This window comes from Lysobacter yananisis (assembly GCF_031199375.1).
GTDB lineage: Bacteria > Pseudomonadota > Gammaproteobacteria > Xanthomonadales > Xanthomonadaceae > Lysobacter > Lysobacter yananisis.
In genome coordinates this window covers 1577109-1595303 of the sequence record NZ_CP133568.1, presented here as the reverse complement: position 1 = coordinate 1595303, position 18195 = coordinate 1577109, and the positions used below count along the sequence as shown (strand labels likewise).

The 18195-nt window shown below is 70.0% G+C and carries 13 protein-coding genes and 1 pseudogene; 8 read left to right on the top strand and 6 right to left on the bottom strand.

Annotated features, from left to right (window positions below; genetic code table 11):
- Positions 1–12: 12 nt before the first annotated feature.
- Positions 13–807, bottom strand: a complete 795-nt coding sequence (locus RDV84_RS06780) for a TatD family hydrolase (RefSeq protein ID WP_057949750.1) — start codon at positions 805–807, stop codon at positions 13–15.
- 350 nt (positions 808–1157) lie between these two features.
- On the opposite strand from RDV84_RS06780, the gene hrpB reads away from it, so the two are divergent.
- From hrpB to RDV84_RS06765, 3 genes are all read left to right on the top strand, one after another.
- The gene (hrpB, locus tag RDV84_RS06775; RefSeq protein ID WP_309152867.1) at positions 1158–3704 is read left to right on the top strand and encodes an ATP-dependent helicase HrpB; all 2547 of its coding nucleotides are present in this window, start codon (positions 1158–1160) and stop codon (positions 3702–3704) included.
- Between the two features lie 285 nt (positions 3705–3989).
- Positions 3990–4352 (top strand): hypothetical protein, encoded by a 363-nt coding sequence (locus tag RDV84_RS06770; RefSeq protein WP_057949752.1) that lies wholly within the window; start codon positions 3990–3992, stop codon positions 4350–4352.
- 878 nt (positions 4353–5230) lie between these two features.
- Positions 5231–6292, top strand: coding sequence for an IS30 family transposase (locus RDV84_RS06765; RefSeq protein WP_057945874.1), 1062 nt, complete (start codon positions 5231–5233; stop codon positions 6290–6292).
- 292 nt (positions 6293–6584) lie between these two features.
- Here RDV84_RS06765 and RDV84_RS06760 read toward each other — a convergent pair whose 3' ends face one another.
- Complete coding sequence (locus RDV84_RS06760; RefSeq protein ID WP_057949753.1) at positions 6585–7682, bottom strand: hybrid sensor histidine kinase/response regulator; 1098 nt, start codon at positions 7680–7682, stop codon at positions 6585–6587.
- A gap of 252 nt (positions 7683–7934) precedes the next feature.
- On the opposite strand from RDV84_RS06760, the gene RDV84_RS06755 reads away from it, so the two are divergent.
- A complete protein-coding gene (locus tag RDV84_RS06755; RefSeq protein ID WP_309152866.1) occupies positions 7935–8888 on the top strand; it encodes an aldo/keto reductase in 954 nt (317 codons plus the stop codon).
- A 73-nt stretch (positions 8889–8961) separates the two neighbouring features.
- Positions 8962–9915 carry a DMT family transporter gene (locus tag RDV84_RS06750; RefSeq protein WP_309152865.1) on the top strand — a complete coding sequence of 318 codons (954 nt, stop codon included), beginning with the start codon at positions 8962–8964 and terminating at the stop codon, positions 9913–9915.
- Positions 9916–9982: 67 nt separating this feature from the next.
- On the opposite strand, the gene RDV84_RS06745 is transcribed toward RDV84_RS06750, so the two are convergent.
- Positions 9983–11734 (bottom strand): hypothetical protein, encoded by a 1752-nt coding sequence (locus RDV84_RS06745; RefSeq protein ID WP_309152864.1) that lies wholly within the window; start codon positions 11732–11734, stop codon positions 9983–9985.
- Positions 11735–12228: 494 nt separating this feature from the next.
- Here RDV84_RS06745 and RDV84_RS06740 point away from each other — a divergent pair, with 494 nt between their 5' ends.
- Positions 12229–12630, top strand: a complete 402-nt coding sequence (locus RDV84_RS06740) for a hypothetical protein (RefSeq protein ID WP_309152863.1) — start codon at positions 12229–12231, stop codon at positions 12628–12630.
- 13 nt (positions 12631–12643) lie between these two features.
- Here the strand turns inward: RDV84_RS06740 and RDV84_RS06735 are convergent, their stop codons facing one another.
- Complete coding sequence (locus RDV84_RS06735) at positions 12644–13180, bottom strand: pseudouridine synthase (RefSeq protein ID WP_057949758.1); 537 nt, start codon at positions 13178–13180, stop codon at positions 12644–12646.
- Between the two features lie 408 nt (positions 13181–13588).
- Between RDV84_RS06735 and RDV84_RS06730 the strand changes: the two are divergent.
- A pseudogene (locus tag RDV84_RS06730) lies at positions 13589–14648 on the top strand (IS30 family transposase).
- 859 nt (positions 14649–15507) lie between these two features.
- Here the strand turns inward: RDV84_RS06730 and RDV84_RS06725 are convergent.
- Positions 15508–16332, bottom strand: coding sequence for a class I SAM-dependent methyltransferase (locus RDV84_RS06725; protein WP_425606439.1), 825 nt, complete (start codon positions 16330–16332; stop codon positions 15508–15510).
- A 488-nt stretch (positions 16333–16820) separates the two neighbouring features.
- On the bottom strand, positions 16821–17792 hold the full coding sequence (locus tag RDV84_RS06720; RefSeq protein WP_309152862.1) for a LysR substrate-binding domain-containing protein: 972 nt from the start codon (positions 17790–17792) through the stop codon (positions 16821–16823).
- Between the two features lie 161 nt (positions 17793–17953).
- On the opposite strand from RDV84_RS06720, the gene RDV84_RS06715 reads away from it, so the two are divergent.
- Positions 17954–18190 (top strand): hypothetical protein, encoded by a 237-nt coding sequence (locus RDV84_RS06715; protein ID WP_057949759.1) that lies wholly within the window; start codon positions 17954–17956, stop codon positions 18188–18190.
- Positions 18191–18195: the final 5 nt, after the last annotated feature.

Sequence of the window (18195 nt, the reverse complement as noted above, 5' to 3'; positions counted from 1 at the left end):
CGGGCGCAGCGGTCAGCGCGGCGGCAGGCGGAAGAACGCGGTCGCCGTCGCGGTGCTGTGGGCGGCGGCGGTCGCAGCGTCCTCGCCGCGGTCGCGCGCCAGCTCCTCGACGATGTGGGCCAGGTACATCGGTTCGTTGCGCCGGTGCGACGGCGCCGGCTTGACCGTGCGCGGCAGCAGGTAAGGCGCGTCGGTCTCGATCATCAGCCGCTGCGCCGGAATGTGCTTGACCAGCTCGCGCAGGTGCAGGCCGCGGCGTTCGTCGCACAGCCAGCCGGTGATGCCGATGTACCAATCGCGGTCGAGGTAGGCGAACAGCTCCTCGCGCGTGCCGGTGAAGCAGTGCACCACCGCCGGGCCGATCTTGCCGTCGAAGTTCTTCATCATCGCGACGAAGTCCTCGTGCGCGTCGCGCTGGTGCAGGAACAGCGGCTTGCCGGTGTCGGCCGCGGTCTGCAGCTGCATCTCGAACGCGCGCCGCTGCGCCGGGCGCGGCGAGAAGTCGCGGAAGTAGTCCAGGCCGCATTCGCCGACCGCGACCACCTCGTCGTGGGCCAGCAGCGCACGCATCTCCGCATCGCATTCGGCGGTGTACTCGCTGGCATGGTGCGGATGCACGCCGGCGGTGGCGAACAGCTCGCCCGGATGCCGCCGCGCCAGTTCCAGCGCCTTGGGCGAATGCTCGCGGCTGGCGCCGGTGATCACCATGCGGCTCACGCCGGCCTCGCGCGCGCGCTGCAGCACCGCGTCGCGGTCGTGGTCGAAGCTGTCGTGGGTGAGGTTGGCGCCGATGTCGATCAGTTGCATGGGGCACAGCGGAAGCGGGGGCAGCGCGCAGTGTAGAGGCTCGCCGCGACCGGCCCAACCTGCGCGCGGCCACGGGGTTCGGCCGGCGCGTCCGTTCCGCCCGGCCAGCGTTCGCGACGGGGGCTTCGGGGCGGGCGACGCCCACGCCATGCGCACGATCGGCGCGACATCGCTCGTCGTCGCGCGCCCGAGCCGATGGCGAAGACGAAAACGCCGACCGCACCCAACGCCGCGCGCCGCGGTCGGCGCCGGAAGCATGGCGCTTGCGGCGGCTGCGGCAAACCCCGGTCGGCGACGCGCCGCCGGCCGCGCCATTCCGGCCGCCGTCGCCGGTCCGTATCCTTGCGCGGGTGAACACGCCCGCCTTCCCCATCGATCCGCTGTTGCCGCAGATCCGCGCCAGCCTCGCCGCCCATCCGCGCCTGGTGCTGGAAGCGCCGCCCGGTGCCGGCAAGACCACCCAGGTGCCGCCGGCGCTGCTCGACGCGCCGTGGCTGGACGGGCGCCGGATCGTGATGCTGGAGCCGCGCCGCGTGGCCGCGCGCGCCGCGGCCCACTTCATGGCGCGCCAGCGCGGCGAGGCCGCCGGCGACACCGTCGGCTATCGCATCCGCTTCGAGAACAAGGTCGGCCCGCGCACCCGCATCGAGGTGGTCACCGAAGGCATCCTGACCCGGATGATCCAGGACGACCCCACGCTCGAAGGCGTCGGCGCGCTGCTGTTCGACGAATTCCACGAACGCCACCTCGCCGCCGACCTCGGCCTGGCGCTGGCGCTGGACGTGCAGTCCTCGCTGCGCGAAGACCTGCGCATCGTGGTGATGTCGGCCACCCTCGACGGCGAGCGGCTGGCGCAGTTCCTCGACGCGCCGCGATTGAGCAGCGCCGGGCGCAGCCATCCGGTGCAGATCGGGCACTACCCGGCGCGGCGCGAGGAGACGCTCGAACACCAGCTCAGGCGCGCGGTCGAGCACGCGCTGGCCGCGCACCCCGGCGACGTGCTCGCGTTCCTGCCCGGCCAGCGCGAGATCGCCCGCGCCGACGCCGCGCTGGCCGCCAGCGAGGCCGCGCGCGGCGTCGACGTGCTGGCCCTGTACGGCGAACTGCCGGTGGAGCAACAGAGCCGCGTGCTGCAGCCCGACCCCGACGGCCGCCGACGGGTGGTGCTGGCGACCAACGTCGCCGAATCCAGCGTGACCCTGCCCGGCGTGCGCGTGGTGATCGACTCGGGCCTGGCGCGCGAGCCGCGCTACGATCCCAACAGCGGCTTCGCCCGCCTCGACGTGGTCGCCATCGCCCAGGCCTCGGCCGACCAGCGCGCGGGCCGCGCCGGCCGCGTCGCCGACGGCTGGGCATATCGGCTGTGGCCGCAATCGCAGCGGCTGGAGCCGCAGCGGCGGCCGGAAATGGCCCAGGTCGAACTGGCCGGTCTGGCGCTGGAACTGGCCGCCTGGGGCGATGCCGGCCTGCGCTTCCTCGACCCGCCGCCGCCCGGCGCGATGGGCGCGGCGCGCGAACTGCTGCTGCGCCTGGGCGCGCTGGAACCCGGCGCCGGCGCGCAACCGGCGATCACCGCGTTCGGCCGGCGCATGCTCGCGCTGGGCACGCATCCGCGCCTGGCGGCGATGCTGTTGGCGCCGCGCGACGCCGGCGAGCGCGCCCTGGCCTGCGACCTGGCCGCGTTGCTGGAGGCGCGCGACCCGCTGCGCAGCGGCGGCGACGCGCTGCACGCGCGCTGGCAGGCGCTGGCCGCGTTCCGCGCCGGCCGCGCGCCGGCCGAGGCCTCGCGCTCGGCGCTGGCCGCGCTCGACCAGGCCAGCAAGCAATGGCGCCGGCGCCTGCGCGTGGACGCGTCGCCGCCGGTCTCGGCGCCGGCGCATCGGCTCGGCGACCTGCTGCTGCACGCGTTTCCCGACCGCATCGCGCGCCAGCATCCCGCCGACCCCTACCGCTACCAACTCGCCAACGGCCGCAGCGCCAAGCTGTTCGACGACAGCGCGGTCTACGGCGAGCCGTGGCTGGCGATCAGCGAACTGCGCGACGACCCGCGCGACGCGCGCATCCTGCGCGCCGCGCCGCTCGACTCGGCGCGGCTGGAGCGCGAATTCCCGCAGCGCTTCGTCAGCGAAGACCGGGTGGTGTGGGACGCCGGCGCGCGCGCGATCGCGGCGGTGCGCGAGCGCCGCTTCGACCGCATCGTGATCGACAGTCGCGCACTGGCGCGGCCCGACCCGGCGCGCTACGCCGACGCCCTGGTCGACGCGGTGCGCCAGCTCGGCCTGGACGCGTTGCCGTGGACGCCGGGCCTGCGCCAGTGGCGCGCGCGGGTGCGCTGCCTGCGCGAATGGATGCCCGAGCTCGCACAGGGCGAGGCGCCGCTGCCGGACTTGTCCGACGCGGCCTTGCTGGAACGCCTGGACGCATGGCTCAAGCCCGCGCTCAGCGGCAAGAGCCGGCTCGACGCGCTCGACGAAGCGGCCTTCGGCGATGCGCTGCGTTCGCTGTGCGATTGGTCGTGGCGGCAGAAACTCGACGCGCTCGCGCCGACCCGCATCGTGGTGCCCTCGGGCATGGAACGGACGATCGAGTACGGCTACGACGACCACGCCGACGACGGCCGCGGCGCCGCGCAGGCGCCGGTGCTGGCGGTGAAACTGCAGGAGCTGTTCGGCCTCGCCGACACCCCGCGCATCGGCGACGGCCGCGTGCCGCTGACCCTGCACCTGCTCTCGCCCGCCGGCCGGCCCTTGCAGGTGACCCAGGACTTGCGCGGCTTCTGGGAGCGCACCTACCCGGAAGTGAAGAAGGAAATGAAAGGCCGCTATCCCAAGCACCCGTGGCCCGACGATCCGTGGACGGCGAAAGCCACGCACCGGGCCAAGCCGCGCGGCACCTGATGCGTGCCAAACGATTGGCATCAAGCGATCCGTGCAAGTGATTCGTACCAAGTGGGTCGCGCCAAGTAATCCGTACCCGGCCGTAGCCGCGCCGGCGTTCGCTGGCGGCGGCGCAAGCCGTCAGCGCGTCGAGCCCACCACGACGCCGTCGCGTCGTCGTATCCTCTACCCGCGTATTCAGCCCGCAGCCATGCCGTGTCGCCTGCGCTCACAGAATTTCAACGGTGGCGCACCGACACTGGAACCCGCTTTTCTTCCTGTCCCCTCTCATCCAGGACCGATACGATGAGCAAGTTCGATTCTCTGCCCGACCGCGCACTGGAACTGGTGCACGCGATCAGCGCCAACCTCAAGGAAGCCGCGCCCAAGGCGGGCCAATGGCTCGACACCGGCGCCAAGTTCGGCGTGGTCAAGGCCGGCGCGCGCACCGCCGGCGGCTTCATCCGCCGCAACCCCGTGGTCGCCGTGGCCGCGGTCGCCGGCGCCGGCCTGCTGTGGTACGCCGCGGCCCGCCGCAAGGCGCGCCAACAGGCCGAAGGCGAGCCGATCGAAGGCTCCGCGCGCCGCATCGATGCGCGTCGCGCGGCGCCGGGCGCAGGCCGTCGGCGCAGCACCCGGAACACCGCAGAGGACACCGCGGGCGAGTAAGCCGCGGTTGCTGTCGCAACGCGCAGCGCGCCGGGACACGGTGCGCTGAGTCGAAGAAGCCGGCGCGCGAGCGTCGGCTTTTTTTGTTTCGGTGGGGCACGAGTGGCGGATGTGTTCTGGATCGTTGCGGGCACGGCGGTGGTTTGCGCCGTAGCCAAGTGTCGCGGTCGCGGCTCGCGCCGCTCCTACAGGGGCTTCGGCGGCTTGCGATGCAGTCCGCTCCTCTCGTCATTCCGGTGAAAGCCGGAACCTATGTCGCGGTTGTTGCTGTTGCCTTTCGCTTGGACGCAACCCCAAGCAAAGCACACGTCCCGCAGCCCCGGAGGGCGTGCGCATGGATGCGCACGCGCGCCATGGGGCAGGATGCCCCTTATGGCGCGGCCCCGCGCCACGATGAGCCATAGTGGCTCTTGATCCGAAAAAACAAGGCCTTTTCTTTGGTTACTTTCTTTGTGGCTTAAGACAAAGAAAGTGACCCGGCCGCTTGCGGACGGAAGCTTTGGATGTTCGCTTGTCGTCACCCGAACGAACACGCAAACGTAGAGCCCACCGCGGCATGCCCCCTGTAGGAGCGGCGCAAGCCGCGACCGCGCCACCGCAAACACAGTGGAAGTTTCGTCGTAGTTGCGTTGTCGCGGTCGCGGCTCGCGCCGCTCCTACAGTCGGATACGCGACCCCACGTCCGTCATTCCGGCGAAAGCCGGAACCCATTTTGACTTTACTGCTGCTTTCGCCGTAACCAGTGTGCCGCGTGACGACAAGCCACCATCCAAAGCTTTCGTCCGCAAGCGGCCGAGCTACTTTCTTTTGTCAGCGCGACAAAAGAAAGTAGCGCTGGTCTCTAACCTCAAGTGCATCACCTCAGTGAGGCACTGTGAATGGGCCAGCAGTATTCACATCTGAGCGCAGAAGAGCGCGGGGCCATCATGGTCTTGATCGCCCAAGGGGCGAGCGGACGGCAAATCGCCCAGACGTTGGGTCGGGCGCAAAGCACCATCGCTCGCGAGTTGCGCCGTAATGGGTTTCGGTCCCATTCGGGGCCGCCGCTGCGCGGACGCCCCCGTTTCGACCCTGGCTACGATGCGACCCGGGCGGGCCGGCGGGCCCAACGGCTGCGTCGGCGGGCGCGGGTGCGCCGCAAGCTGCGACGCGACACCGTGCTGTGGCGACGCGTGCGCTATTGGCTGGAACGGTGCTGGTCGCCGCAACAGATTGCCGACAAACTGCGCGATCTGTACCCGGACCGGCCCTGGCTGCGCGTGTCGCACGAAACGATCTATACCGCGATTTATGCGATGCCGCGCGGCGAATTGCGCCGCCAGGTGACCCGTCTGCTGCGGCAGGGGCGCAAGTCCGGCCGCCGCACGCGCCAGGGAAGCGACGCCCGCGGCCATCTGCCGGATCTACCCAACATCCGCCTGCGGCCGCCGGCCGCGCATGAGCGCCTGATGCCGGGGCATTGGGAGGGCGACCTGATCGTGGGCGCGCACAATCGCTCGGCGATTGGGGTATTGGTCTGCCGCCGCACCTTGTACGTCAAGCTGGTCAAGCTCGCCGACGCGACCGCGCACACGGTGCTGGAGGCCTTCAGCTCGGCGTTCGAAGGTGTGCCGGAAAGTTTGAAGAAGACCTTGACCTACGACCAGGGCAAGGAAATGGCATCGCATCGGCAGTTGAGCGAACGCACTGGTTTAGCGATCTACTTCGCCGACCCCCATAGCCCGTGGCAACGCGGAACCTGCGAAAACACCAACGGCTTGTTGCGGCAATACTTTCCCAAGGGCACCGATCTGTCGGTGCATTCCGCGCAGCGCCTCAAAGAGGTGGCGTGGGAAATGAACAACCGCCCCCGTCGTAGCCTGGGCAGGCGCTCGCCCGTCGAGGTGCTCTATGAGGAACTCAAAAACCCGCGGGCGCAGGGTGATGCACTTGGACATTGACTCCGCCAGCCAAAGAAAAACGCTTGTTTAAGGTCACAAGCCACTAGGTCCAGCACCCGGCGCGGGGATGCGCCGTAAGGGGCCTCCTGCCCCTACGGCGCACGCGCGCATCCATGCGCGCGCCCTCCGGGTCTGCGGGACATCGGCCTCGCGCGAGATGCAGATAAAGCAACGGCAAGAGCAACGGCAACGACTGAATGGATTCCGGCTGTCGCCGGAATGTCGATGGCAGATGCGTGGCTTCGGATGGACGTGGGACGTAAGGCGCCGACGAAAATCCGCGGTCGTCCGATCAGGCTTCCGGCAACTCGATGATGAACCGCGAGCCGCCGTGCTTGCGTTCCTCGTACCACAGCTGCCCGCCGGCGTTGACCACGATCTGCTTGGCCAGCGACAGGCCCAGCCCGCTCGACAGGCCGTCGTCGATGTCGGCTTCGTGCAGGCGCACGAACGGTTTGAACAGTTCGCGTTGGCGCGCCACCGGAATGCCCGGGCCGCGGTCGGCGACGATCAGTTGCCAGAAGCCGGGCGCGCTGTTGCGCGCGGCCAGGGTCAGGTCGCTGCCGGGCGCGTATTTCATCGCGTTGGTGACCAGGTTCTCGCTGACCTGGCGCAGCACCCGCGGGTCCATCGCGACCTGCGCCGCGCCGTTCGCCGGCGGCTGCACCTGCACGCGGATGCCGCGCGCGTCCAGTTGCATTTCGTAGCGACGCACCAGCCAGTCCAGGGTTTCGGCGAGGTCGGCGCGGATGCCTTCTTCCTGTTCGGCGCGCTCGCGGTGGCCGGCCTGGCTTTCCAGGTAGTGGCGGATGTAGCCCAGCGCGTCGTCGGCGCTTTCGTGGATCATCTGCAGGTAGCGCGGCACGCGCTCGGGCTTGCAGCCGTTGTTGATCAGCAGGTCGCTGGCGAACAGCACGCTGGTCAGCGGGTTCTTGAGATCGTGCGCGACCAGGTTGACCAGTTCCTCGCGCTCGCGCGCGACCCGTTCCAGGCGGTCGCGGGTCAGCTTGAGGCCGACGTGGGCGTTGACCCGCGCCAGCAGTTCTTCGGGCAGGAACGGCTTGGTGACGTAGTCGACCACGCCGGCGTCGAAGGCGCGCAGCAGCAGGTCGCGGTCGTGGGCGGCGGTGACGAACACCACCGGCACGCGCAGCGGCGAGTCGGCGCGCAGCGCGGCCATGACTTCGAAGCCGTCCATGCCCGGCATCATCACGTCGAGCAGGATCAGGTCGGGCGGGGACTGCGCGTAGAGCTCCAGGGCTTCGTCGCCGGTCGAAGCGGCGACCACTTCGTAGCCCTGTCGGGACAGCAGGGCGGTCACCACGCGCAGATTGGCGGCCTGGTCGTCGACGACCAGGATGCGACCGGTGGATGTCGCGGGAGTGCTCACGTCCTGTAAATCTCCTGGAGCCGTGGGATCGCTATGCGATTCACACGAATTTCGCATAAGTGAATCGAATGGAAATCGTGTGGCAAGTTAACAGAAACCTTCACACAAAGGCGGAACCGGCGCCGGGATTGATGAATGATTCACGCCTATGCGGCGACTGGCCGCAGTCAGCAACGCGGCGTTGCGAATTCGGTTGCGGTGGCGCCGTTTGCGGCGGCGCATCATGAACATCCGCGCATTAAGGAAATTGCAATGAACCTGCGTCCGCTCGGCCGTTCTTCCCTGTCGGTGGCTCCGTTGGCCTTCGGCGGCAACGTGTTCGGCTGGAGCGCCGACGAGGCCGCCAGTTTCGCGTTGCTGGACGCGTTCACCGAGGCCGGATTCGCGTTGGTGGATACCGCCGATGTGTATTCGGCCTGGGTGCCGGGAAACCAGGGCGGCGAATCCGAACGCATCATCGGCCGCTGGCTGGCCCAGGGCGGCGGCCGCCGCGAGCGCGTGGTCATCGCCACCAAGGTCGCCAAATGGGCGCCGCGGCGCGGTCTGGCGCCGGCCAACATCCAGGCCGCGGTGGAAGACTCGCTGCGCCGGCTCGGCACCGAGGTCGTGGATCTGTACCAGGCCCATGAAGACGATGCGTCGGTGCCGCTGGAAGACACCCTGGGCGCGTTCGCCCGCCTCATCGAGCAGGGCAAGGTGCGCGCGATCGGCGCGTCCAACTATTCGGCCGCGCGCCTGGCGCAGGCGCTGGACCTGTCCGAACGGCTGGGTCTGCCGCGCTACGAGACCCTGCAGCCGCAGTACAACCTGTACGACCGGGCAGGGTTCGAGGCCGAACTGGAACCGCTGGCGCGCGCGCGCGATGTCGGCGTGATCGGCTACTACTCGCTGGCCAGCGGTTTCCTGACCGGCAAGTACCGCAGCCGCGCCGATCTGGGCAAGAGCCGGGCGCGCGCGGGCGCGGTGGAGAACTACCTCGACGCGCGCGGGCTGCGGATCCTGGCCTCGCTTGACGAGGTGGCTGCGGGCCACGGCGCGACCCCGGCGCAGGTGGCGCTGGCGTGGCTGATCGCGCGGCCGTCGGTGACCGCGCCGATCGCCAGCGCGACCAGCGTGGTGCAGTTGCAGGAGCTGCTGGCGGCGGCGCGGCTGTCGTTGCGGGCGGACGAGATCGCGGCGCTGGACGCGGCCAGCGCCGGCGGCTGAGGCGGCGCCGCCGCGCGACCGACCTGCGCCCATCGCCTGCCGCCTTCGCCCCCACCACCGCCGCGAGCCCTCCGTGTCCCACGCCACCGCTTCCGCCCGCCGCACCGGCGTCGCCCTCGCCGCCGCCGGCGCGGTGCTGTTCTCGGCCAAGGCCATCCTGGCCAAGCTGCAGTACCGCTTCGGCGTCGACTCGGTGCAGGTGCTGACCCTGCGCATGACCTTCTCGCTGCCGCTGTTCGCCGCGTTGGCGGTGCGCGAGCAGCGCCGCGCGCGCGCCCGCGACGCGCTGCCGACCCGGCGCGACTGGGGCCTGATCGTGGTCCTGGGCGTGCTCGGGTATTACCTGTCGAGCCTGCTCGACTTCTGGGGCCTGGAGTACGTGCCGGTCTCGCTGGAGCGGCTGATCCTGTTCCTCAACCCGACCATCGTGCTGCTGATCGGCCTGTTCGCGTTCGGGCGCCGGGTCGCCGCGCGCGAGTGGATCGCGCTGGCGGTCAGCTACGCCGGGGTGGTGTTGGTGATGGTCGAGAACCTGCGCCTGGAAGGCGAGCATGTCTTGCTCGGCAGCGCGCTGGTGCTCGGCGCGGCGGTCAGCTACGCGCTGTACCTGGCGTTGTCGGGCGAACTGGTCAAGCGCCTGGGATCGCTGCAGTTGGTGGCCTGGGCGATGATCGTGTCGACCGCCGCGGTGACGATCCACTACCTGATCGCGCGCGATCCGGCCGCCTTGTTCGGCCTGCCCTGGCAGGTCTACGCCCTGGCCGTCGCCAACGCGGTGCTGTGCACCTTCCTGCCGGTGACCTTCACCATGGCCGCGGTCGGGCGCCTGGGCGCCGGCACCGCGGCGCAGTTCTCGGTGATCGGGCCGGTGTCGCTGGTGTTCCTCGGCGCCTGGGTGCTCGGCGAGAAGATCACCGCGATCCAGCTGATCGGCACGGCGGTGGTGCTGGGCGGGGTGTTGCTGCTGAGCCGGCCGGGGGCGAACTCGGTGCCGGTGCAGGCGCCGCCGCAGAAGCCGCCGGCCTGAGCGCGGCGCGAGAACGCGAACAGGCGCCCGTGGGCGCCTGTTCGCATCGCGCCGCGGTGGCGATGGCTCAGTGGGTGGCCAGCAGCGGCGCGCGGATCGCTTCCTCGAACACCGCGCCGGACAGGCACAGGTTGTTCTGCAGCGCCGCCAGCTTGGACTGGCGTGCGAACAGGTCGCCGTAGCTGCGCAACGGGCTGCCCGCGACCGGATCGGGGATGGAGAACGTGCCCGGCGAGGTCAGGCTGCCGTTGCCGATCAAGAATCGCGACAGCGGCGAAGCCGTGCCGGGATTGCGCGGACCGATGTGCACGAAGCGGGTCTGGGTTTCGCGGCCGTGGCAGGAGTCGCACGTGTCGCGCGAAACGATGTGCCGCGCGTTGTTGTTGACGATGCCCGGCGCGTTCCACACCGTCTGGGTGTTGCGCACCGTGCCGGTCAGCATCGGCTGGCCGAGGTAGCTCAGCGGCACCACATGGGTTCCGGCCAGGATCGCGGCTTCGTTGGCGTTGATGTAGCTGGCCAGCAGGCTCGAGCCGTTGAGGCTGTGATGCGGCGTCTGCTTGGCCGTAGTGATGGTCAACTGGTTGCCGCCGCGCGGAATGAAGTACTCGCGCAGCTCCCAAGGATTTTGCAGGAATTCGTTGGTGCGGACCTGGCTGATCGCGCTGTTGTTGGGCATGCCCGGCGCGGCGTTGGCCGCGGTGAAGCGGTCGGTGACGTTCTGCAGCGCGCTGTTGTACGCCGCCGAACCCAGCGCGAGGCCGCCCAGCGCGCCCCACTGGCGGGCATAGCTGCGCACGTTGGCGCAACCGGCGATCGGGATCTTGTACTCCAGGATGATCAGGTCGTCGACCGCGGTGCAGGTGCCGTTGGCGTTGCGCCGGACCATGCCGAACACGAACCGGCCCTCGCCGGCGTTTCCACCGCCGTAGGCCGAGTTGGTGCGCAGGTCCATGCGATTGACGATCGCCAGCAGACGGAACGGCGACTGGTCGAGGTTGAGCTTGCCGGCGCCGTCGAGCGGCCAGCTGCCCAGCGTCTGCGAGACGACCTGCGGGCGCGCCGCGGCCGGGAAAGTATTGACCGTGGTCGAACTGCCCCAGCTGAGGAGCCAGTTCTTGACGAAATCCGATGGGTGCACGCCGCTGACCGGCTGGTTGGCCATGTTGGTCATCAGGCGCTTGAAGGTCCACGCCCCGTTGGGATTGCCCGCGCCGGTGCATACATCGAAGGTCCGGGTCGGGTCTTCGACCACGCGAGGGTCGGTGATCAGCAGCGAGCGTTCCGGCCGCACCAGCGCCGACGGTCCGAGCACCACCGGGAACGGAATGCGGATCGGCACCTGCAGCTGGATCTGCTGGCGCAGGACCTGTGGGTCGAGGAAGGCCACCGGCGACTCGCCGAGGAACTGGCGGTTGACGAAGGTCGGCACCGTCAGCTGCTGCCCGGCCTGCTTCTGGCGCTCGGCCTGCTCGGCGACGAAGCCGTCGAAGTCGAACGCGATCGGAGCGCTGTAGAGCTGCGGGTTCTTGTCGTCGCGCCGCAGGGTGACGGGCTGGTCGCCGGCGTTGAACGGAATCTGCGCCGGCAGGTCCTGGCCCTTGGCGTAGATCAGCTGCAGCAGGGCGTCGCCCTGGCTCGACTGCGGTGTCGGGGTGATCAGCATGTCCTCGACCACCGGCGGCGCCAGCTCGAACGGAAGCGGTCCGTCCCCGGCGGTGGGCACGGCGCTGCCGGCCGCGGGCGGATAAAGCAGATAGACCGCGCCGGCGGCGAGGGCCAGGCCGGCGCCGAGGGTCAGGGAACGCAGGGTGGACATGGGTCGGGCTCCTCCGGTGAGCAGACCGCGAGTGGCGTAGCGCCAGGCGCGTAGCTGTCGCCGACGCTAAGGCCGCGCGCGCGGCCGGCGCCAGCGGCGCGACGGGATCAAACCGGGTCGGTTTCTCAGCGGCGCCGGCGAGGTGCGAACGCGGTCGCGTCCGCGATGAGAGCGGCGCCGCATTCGATGGTGAGCGAAGGTGACCGATGCGGGCGGCGGCGGGAGGTGTCCGCCGCGGATGCGGTTGCTGCGACGCTGCGGTTGGCGGCGCGGTCGCCGGCGCGAGCCGGGCGGTCGGCATCGGCAACGGTCGCTGGAGATGGCGCCTCCGGCATCGTCGCGAGGCCGGTGGCACGGCCGCGCCGGCCGCATCGGCGCGATGCGGTGCCGGTGCGGTGGATTCGCGCCTCGGACCGGATATGACCTTCGAGTCTCGCCAGCGCGCGAGCGATCCGCGAAAATGCGCGCCCCCCACTGCGCCCGGAATGCCGCGCATGCAACGACTCCTGCTGCTGATCGTCCTGGTCGCGGCCGCCGCCTTCGCCTATCTGCATTGGTTCGCCGCGCCGGCGCCGCGCTACAGCCTCGCCGCGATCGAGCAGCAGCCGGTGCCGCGCGCGGAGTTCTTCGCCCTGTGGCGCGAAGTGGCCGATGGCCTGTGCGCGCCCGGCAAGAGCGGCAGCGAGCGGGTCGGCGTGCAGGCGTGCCGCGAGCACGTGGAGCGCGCCCACGAGCGCTGCCTCGCCGCGGCCGGCGCGCCGGCGACGATCGTGGGCCGGGCCGAATCGCGGCGCTGGGCCCGTCCCTACCTGGACTGCGTGCTGCCGGCGCCGAGCGTGTGCGGCGGCGCGCAGGTGCGCAGCGACGAAGACGCGCGGCGCCACTGCCCGCCTTGAGCGCGGCGCCCGGCTAGAGCGCGCGCCACTGTCCCGGCGCGAGCCCGTCGAGCCGGTGCGGACCGATCGCGACCCGGATCAAGCGCAGCGTCGGCAGTCCGACCGCCGCGGTCATGCGCCGCACCTGGCGGTTGCGGCCTTCGCCGATGCTCAATTCCAGCCAGGCATCGGGCACGGTCTTGCGGAAGCGCACCGGCGGATCGCGCGGCCACAGCCAATCCGGCGCCGCCACCGCGCGCGCCTGCGCCGGCAGGGTCGGCCCGTCGTTCAATTCCACCCCGTCGCGCAGGCGCCGCAACTGCGCCTCGTCCGGCGCGCCCTCGACCTGGACCAGATAGGTCTTGGCCTGCTTGTGGCGCGGATCGGTGAGGCGATGGGCGAGCGTGCCGTCGTCGGTCAGCAGCAACAGCCCTTCGCTGTCGTGGTCCAGGCGCCCGGCGGCATAGACCCCGGCCGGCAGCCCGAACCCGGCCAGAGTCGGCTTGGGCGGCTGGCTGCGGTCGGTGAACTGCGAGAGCGCGCCGTAGGGTTTGTTGAGGGCGATGAGCATCGGAGTCGGGCGGACGGTGGCTGGTGCGCAGGCTATTTTGCGCTTGAGTGAGCTCTTGAGGGGCTGGGCCTGGGTGGGGGCGGTCTTCGATTGCGCAGGCGATGGTGTTGCGGGCAGCGCGAGCGCGGTGACGACTGTTGTTGCTGTTGCTGTTGCTGTTGCTGCTGTTGCTGCTGTTGCTGCTGTTGTTGTCGTTGCTGTTTTGTCTCCACCTCGAACGAGGCCGATGTTTCGCAGACCCGGAGGGCGCGCGCATGGATGCGCGCGTGCGCCGTAGGGGCATGGATGCCCCTTACGGCGCATCCCCGCGCCGGGTGCTGGACCTAGTGGCTTGTGACCTTAAACAAGCGTTTTTCTTTGGTTGCTGGTCTCTAACCTCAAGTGCATCACCTCAGTGAGGCACTGTGAATGGGCCAGCAGTATTCACATCTGAGCGCAGAAGAGCGCGGGGCCATCATGGTCTTGATCGCCCAAGGGGCGAGCGGACGGCAAATCGCCCAGACGTTGGGTCGGGCGCAAAGCACCATCGCTCGCGAGTTGCGCCGTAATGGGTTTCGGTCCCATTCGGGGCCGCCGCTGCGCGGACGCCCCCGTTTCGACCCTGGCTACGATGCGACCCGGGCGGGCCGGCGGGCCCAACGGCTGCGTCGGCGGGCGCGGGTGCGCCGCAAGCTGCGACGCGACACCGTGCTGTGGCGACGCGTGCGCTATTGGCTGGAACGGTGCTGGTCGCCGCAACAGATTGCCGACAAACTGCGCGATCTGTACCCGGACCGGCCCTGGCTGCGCGTGTCGCACGAAACGATCTATACCGCGATTTATGCGATGCCGCGCGGCGAATTGCGCCGCCAGGTGACCCGTCTGCTGCGGCAGGGGCGCAAGTCCGGCCGCCGCACGCGCCAGGGAAGCGACGCCCGCGGCCATCTGCCGGATCTACCCAACATCCGCCTGCGGCCGCCGGCCGCGCATGAGCGCCTGATGCCGGGGCATTGGGAGGGACCTGATCGTGGGCGCGCACAATCGCTCGGCGATTGGGGTATTGGTCTGCCGCCGCACCTTGTACGTCAAGCTGGTCAAGCTCGCCGACGCGACCGCGCACACGGTGCTGGAGGCCTTCAGCTCGGCGTTCGAAGGTGTGCCGGAAAGTTTGAAGAAGACCTTGACCTACGACCAGGGCAAGGAAATGGCATCGCATCGGCAGTTGAGCGAACGCACTGGTTTAGCGATCTACTTCGCCGACCCCCATAGCCCGTGGCAACGCGGAACCTGCGAAAACACCAACGGCTTGTTGCGGCAATACTTTCCCAAGGGCACCGATCTGTCGGTGCATTCTGCGCAGCGCCTCAAAGAGGTGGCGTGGGAAATGAACAACCGCCCCCGTCGTAGCCTGGGCAGGCGCTCGCCCGTCGAGGTGCTCTATGAGGAACTCAAAAACCCGCGGGCGCAGGGTGATGCACTTGGACATTGACTCCGCCGTTACTTTCTTTTGTCGCGCTGACAAAAGAAAGTAGCTCGGCCGCTTGCGGACGAAAGCTTTGGATGGTCGCTTGTCGTCGCGCGACACATCGATAACGGCGGAAGCAGCAGTAAAGTTAAAATGGGTTCCGGCTTTCGCCGGAATGACGGACGTGGGGTTGCGTATCCGACTGTAGGAGCGGCGCGAGCCGCGACCGCGACGATGCAACTACGACGAAACTTTCACTGTGTTTGCGGTGGCGCGGTCGCGGCTTGCGCCGCTCCTACAGGGGGCGTGCCGCGGCGGGGTTCGTCTTTGCGTGTGCGCTCGCTTGACGACAAGCGAACATCCAGAGCTTCCGTCCGCAAGCGGCCGGGTCACTTTCTTTGTCTGAAGCCACAAAGAAAGTAACCAAAGAAAAGGCCTTAATTTTTTCGAATCAAGAGCCACTAGGGCTCATCGTGGCGCGGGGCCGCGCCATAAGGGGCATCCTGCCCCATGGCGCGCGTGCGCATCCATGCGCACGCCCTCCGGGGCTGCGGACGACTGCAGCGCGCTCGGGGGTGAGCACGAACAATGGCAACAGCAACGGCAAAATGGATTCCGGCTTTCGCCGGAATGACGGTAGGTGGGATTCGTTGCAGCCGGATGCTGCGGCGGCCGCTCGCGCAGCACCGGCCGCCGGATACGAAACCCGCCGAAGCCCCTGTAGGAGCGACGCGAGTCGCGACCGCGCAGCTGCAGCCACGATGAATGCCTACACGCCTCACCGCTGCGCGACATCGCGCCCGCACGACAGCCCGCCGATCAGCCGTCGGCCGCCCATAAAAAAACCCGCGACGGCCGCCAGGCCGCCGCGGGCTTGCGCGGCTCAGCGCGGCTTGCGGAAACGCAAGGTCATCCGGTCGCTCTCGCCGATCGCCTTGTACTTGGCGCCGTCCGCGGCCTCGTGCTGGTTGCTCGGCGGCAGGGTCCACACCCCGTTGGGGTAGTCCTTGGTGTCGCGCGGGTTGGCGTTGACCTCGCTCTTGCCCTCGAGCCGGAACCCGGCCGCCTCGGCCAGCGCGATCACCTGGGCCTGGCCGACATAGCCGGACTTGTCCTCGGCCGGCACGTCGCCCTTGGCGCGGTGCTCGACCACGCCCAGGGTGCCGCCGGGCTTGAGCACGTCGTAGAAGCCCTTGAACATCACCTCGGCCTGGCCGGCCGAACGCCAGTTGTGGACGTTGCGGAAGGTCAGCACCACGTCGGCCGAGGCCGGCGCGCCGAAGGCCGGCTTGAACGGGTCGTAGGCGGCGATGACGGCGCCGCCGTACTGCGCCGGGGCGGCGGCGAACTTCTTCTCCAGGCCGCTCTTGGCCTTGGCGAAGTAGGCGCGCGAGCTGTCCTTGGTCTGGCTGTCGGGGTCGACCACCGCGGCCACGTAGCGGCCCTTCTCGCGCAGGTACGGGGCCAGGATCTCCGAGTACCAGCCGCCGCCCGGGGTGATCTCGACCACGGTCTGGTCGGGGCGCACGCCGAAGAACTGCAGGGTCTCCAGCGGATGGCGGTAGCCGTCGCGGGCGACGTTGGCCGGATCGCGCCAGCTGCCGGCGACGACGTTCTTGAGCGGGCCGCCGGCGCCGGTGGCCGGCGCGGGCTTGCGCGCGGCGGGCTTGGCCGCGTCCTTGGCCGCTTCGGCGGGCTTGTCGGCGATGCGCTCGGCGGCGGCTCGCTCGGCCGGCGGCTGCGCGACTTTTTCAGTCGTCCTTTCCACCGTCGGCTTGGCGGCCGCCGGCGGTTCCGCCGGCGGCGCGGCGGCGGGCGTTTCGGTTCCCGTGGTCGGCGTTGCGGCGGCTGCGGGCGCGGCGGGCGTCGTCGCGACCGGCGCCTGCGCCCCGTTCTGCGCGGCCGGCTCGGCCGGCGTCTGCGCGGCCTGCTCCACGGTCTTCGCGGTCGCCGCGTCGGTGGCGGCCTGGGTTTCCTGGGCATGCGCCGCTGCGCAGGCGCCGGCGGGCAACAGCGCGGCGAGCAACAGGCGGGCAAGGCGTTGACGTTCCATGCAACGGACTCCAGTGGCGTTCAGAAACCCGCAGCCTACCGCAAAGCGTTCGGCGGCCGCTGTAGCGCATCTGTGCGCCCGTCGCCGACCGACGCGCCGCGGCGCGTGCGCGGCCACGTTCGCGCGCCGCCTCGCGCGGCCGCTCAGCGCGGCTTCGCGCGCGGTTTTTTCGGTGGTCGCGCCGGCGCCGCGGACACCGCGGCGGGTTCGCGCGCCGCCAAGTCCGCATCCATCTGCTCGACGTACTGGCGCGCCTGTTCATGCAGCCAGGTGCGGAAGGATTCGAGCCCGGCGTGGTCGACCGAGCGTTGCGGATATACCAGGTAATGGCCCCAGTCGATCTTCAGCCGACCCTGGCTCAGCGGCACCAGCTGGCCGTTGCGGATCAGCAGCCGGGTGCGCGCCAGCCGTCCCAGCGCCACGCCCAGGCCTTCGACCGCGGCGCGGTGCATGGTCTCGGAGTCGTCGAAATGGGCGACGAAGCGCGCCGGCGGCTGGCCGCCGTAGCGGTCGAACCAGCCCTGCCAGTACGTGGACAGGTCGCCGAGCAGGGGCCAGCGGTGCAGGTCTTCCTGCGCCGGCAGGCCGCCCATGCGCGCGACCAGCTCCGGGCTGGCCACCGGCACCAAGGTCTCGTCGAACAGGTGTTCGATCACCAGCCCCGGCCAGCGGCCGTAGCCGCCACGCATGGCCGCGTCGATGCCCGGTTCGCGGTCGAAATCGACCAGCGCCGAGGACGAGAACAGGTTGAGTTCGAGCTGGGGGTACCGGGCGACGAAGCTGCCCAGCCGCGGCACCAGCCAGGACGAGGCCATCGACGCCATCAGGCTCAGGGTCAGCACTTCGTCGCGGCGCGGGCTGTACGGGCGCAGGGCGTGGTCGAGCGCGTCCAGGTGCGGCGCCACCACCGACAGCAGGCGCTCGCCGTCGGCGGTCAGGCGCACCCCGCGCGGGCCGCGCTCGAACAGGCGCCGGCCCAGGCGCTCTTCCAGGGTGCGGATCTGGTGGCTCAGCGCGCTGACGGTGAGGTGCATCTGCTCGGCCGCGCGGGTGAGGTTGCTCAAGCGCGCGGCGGTGGCGAAACCCAGCAGGGCGTGCAACGGCGGACGGTTCATCGCGGCGGTCCCGGAAGACGGATCAGCGTTCGATCCAGCTCAAGTCTGGCTTGCAAACGTATCGCTTTTTGGGCGTCCGTGGCGAGCGTAATTTGAGCCTCGCCCGCAGCGCGCCGGCGATTTCCCCGCCTCGGCCGCGCCGCCCCACTGGAGATCCGGCCATGAATATCTACAAGAACCTGATGTTCCTGCACGGCCATTTCGTCGATCCGCGCGATGCCGACGACGACGAGCGTCCGGCCGCGCCGGCGCCGGCGCAGCGGCCGGCGGCCTACGTTCCCGCCTCGCGCCCGGCTCAAGCCGCGCCGCGCGCCGACTGGCGCCGCTGGTGGCTGCGGCTGTGGCCGGCGCAGAGCGCGCGGGTCGAGGCCGGTTGCGACGGCGCGCGCTGCGCCTGAATCGC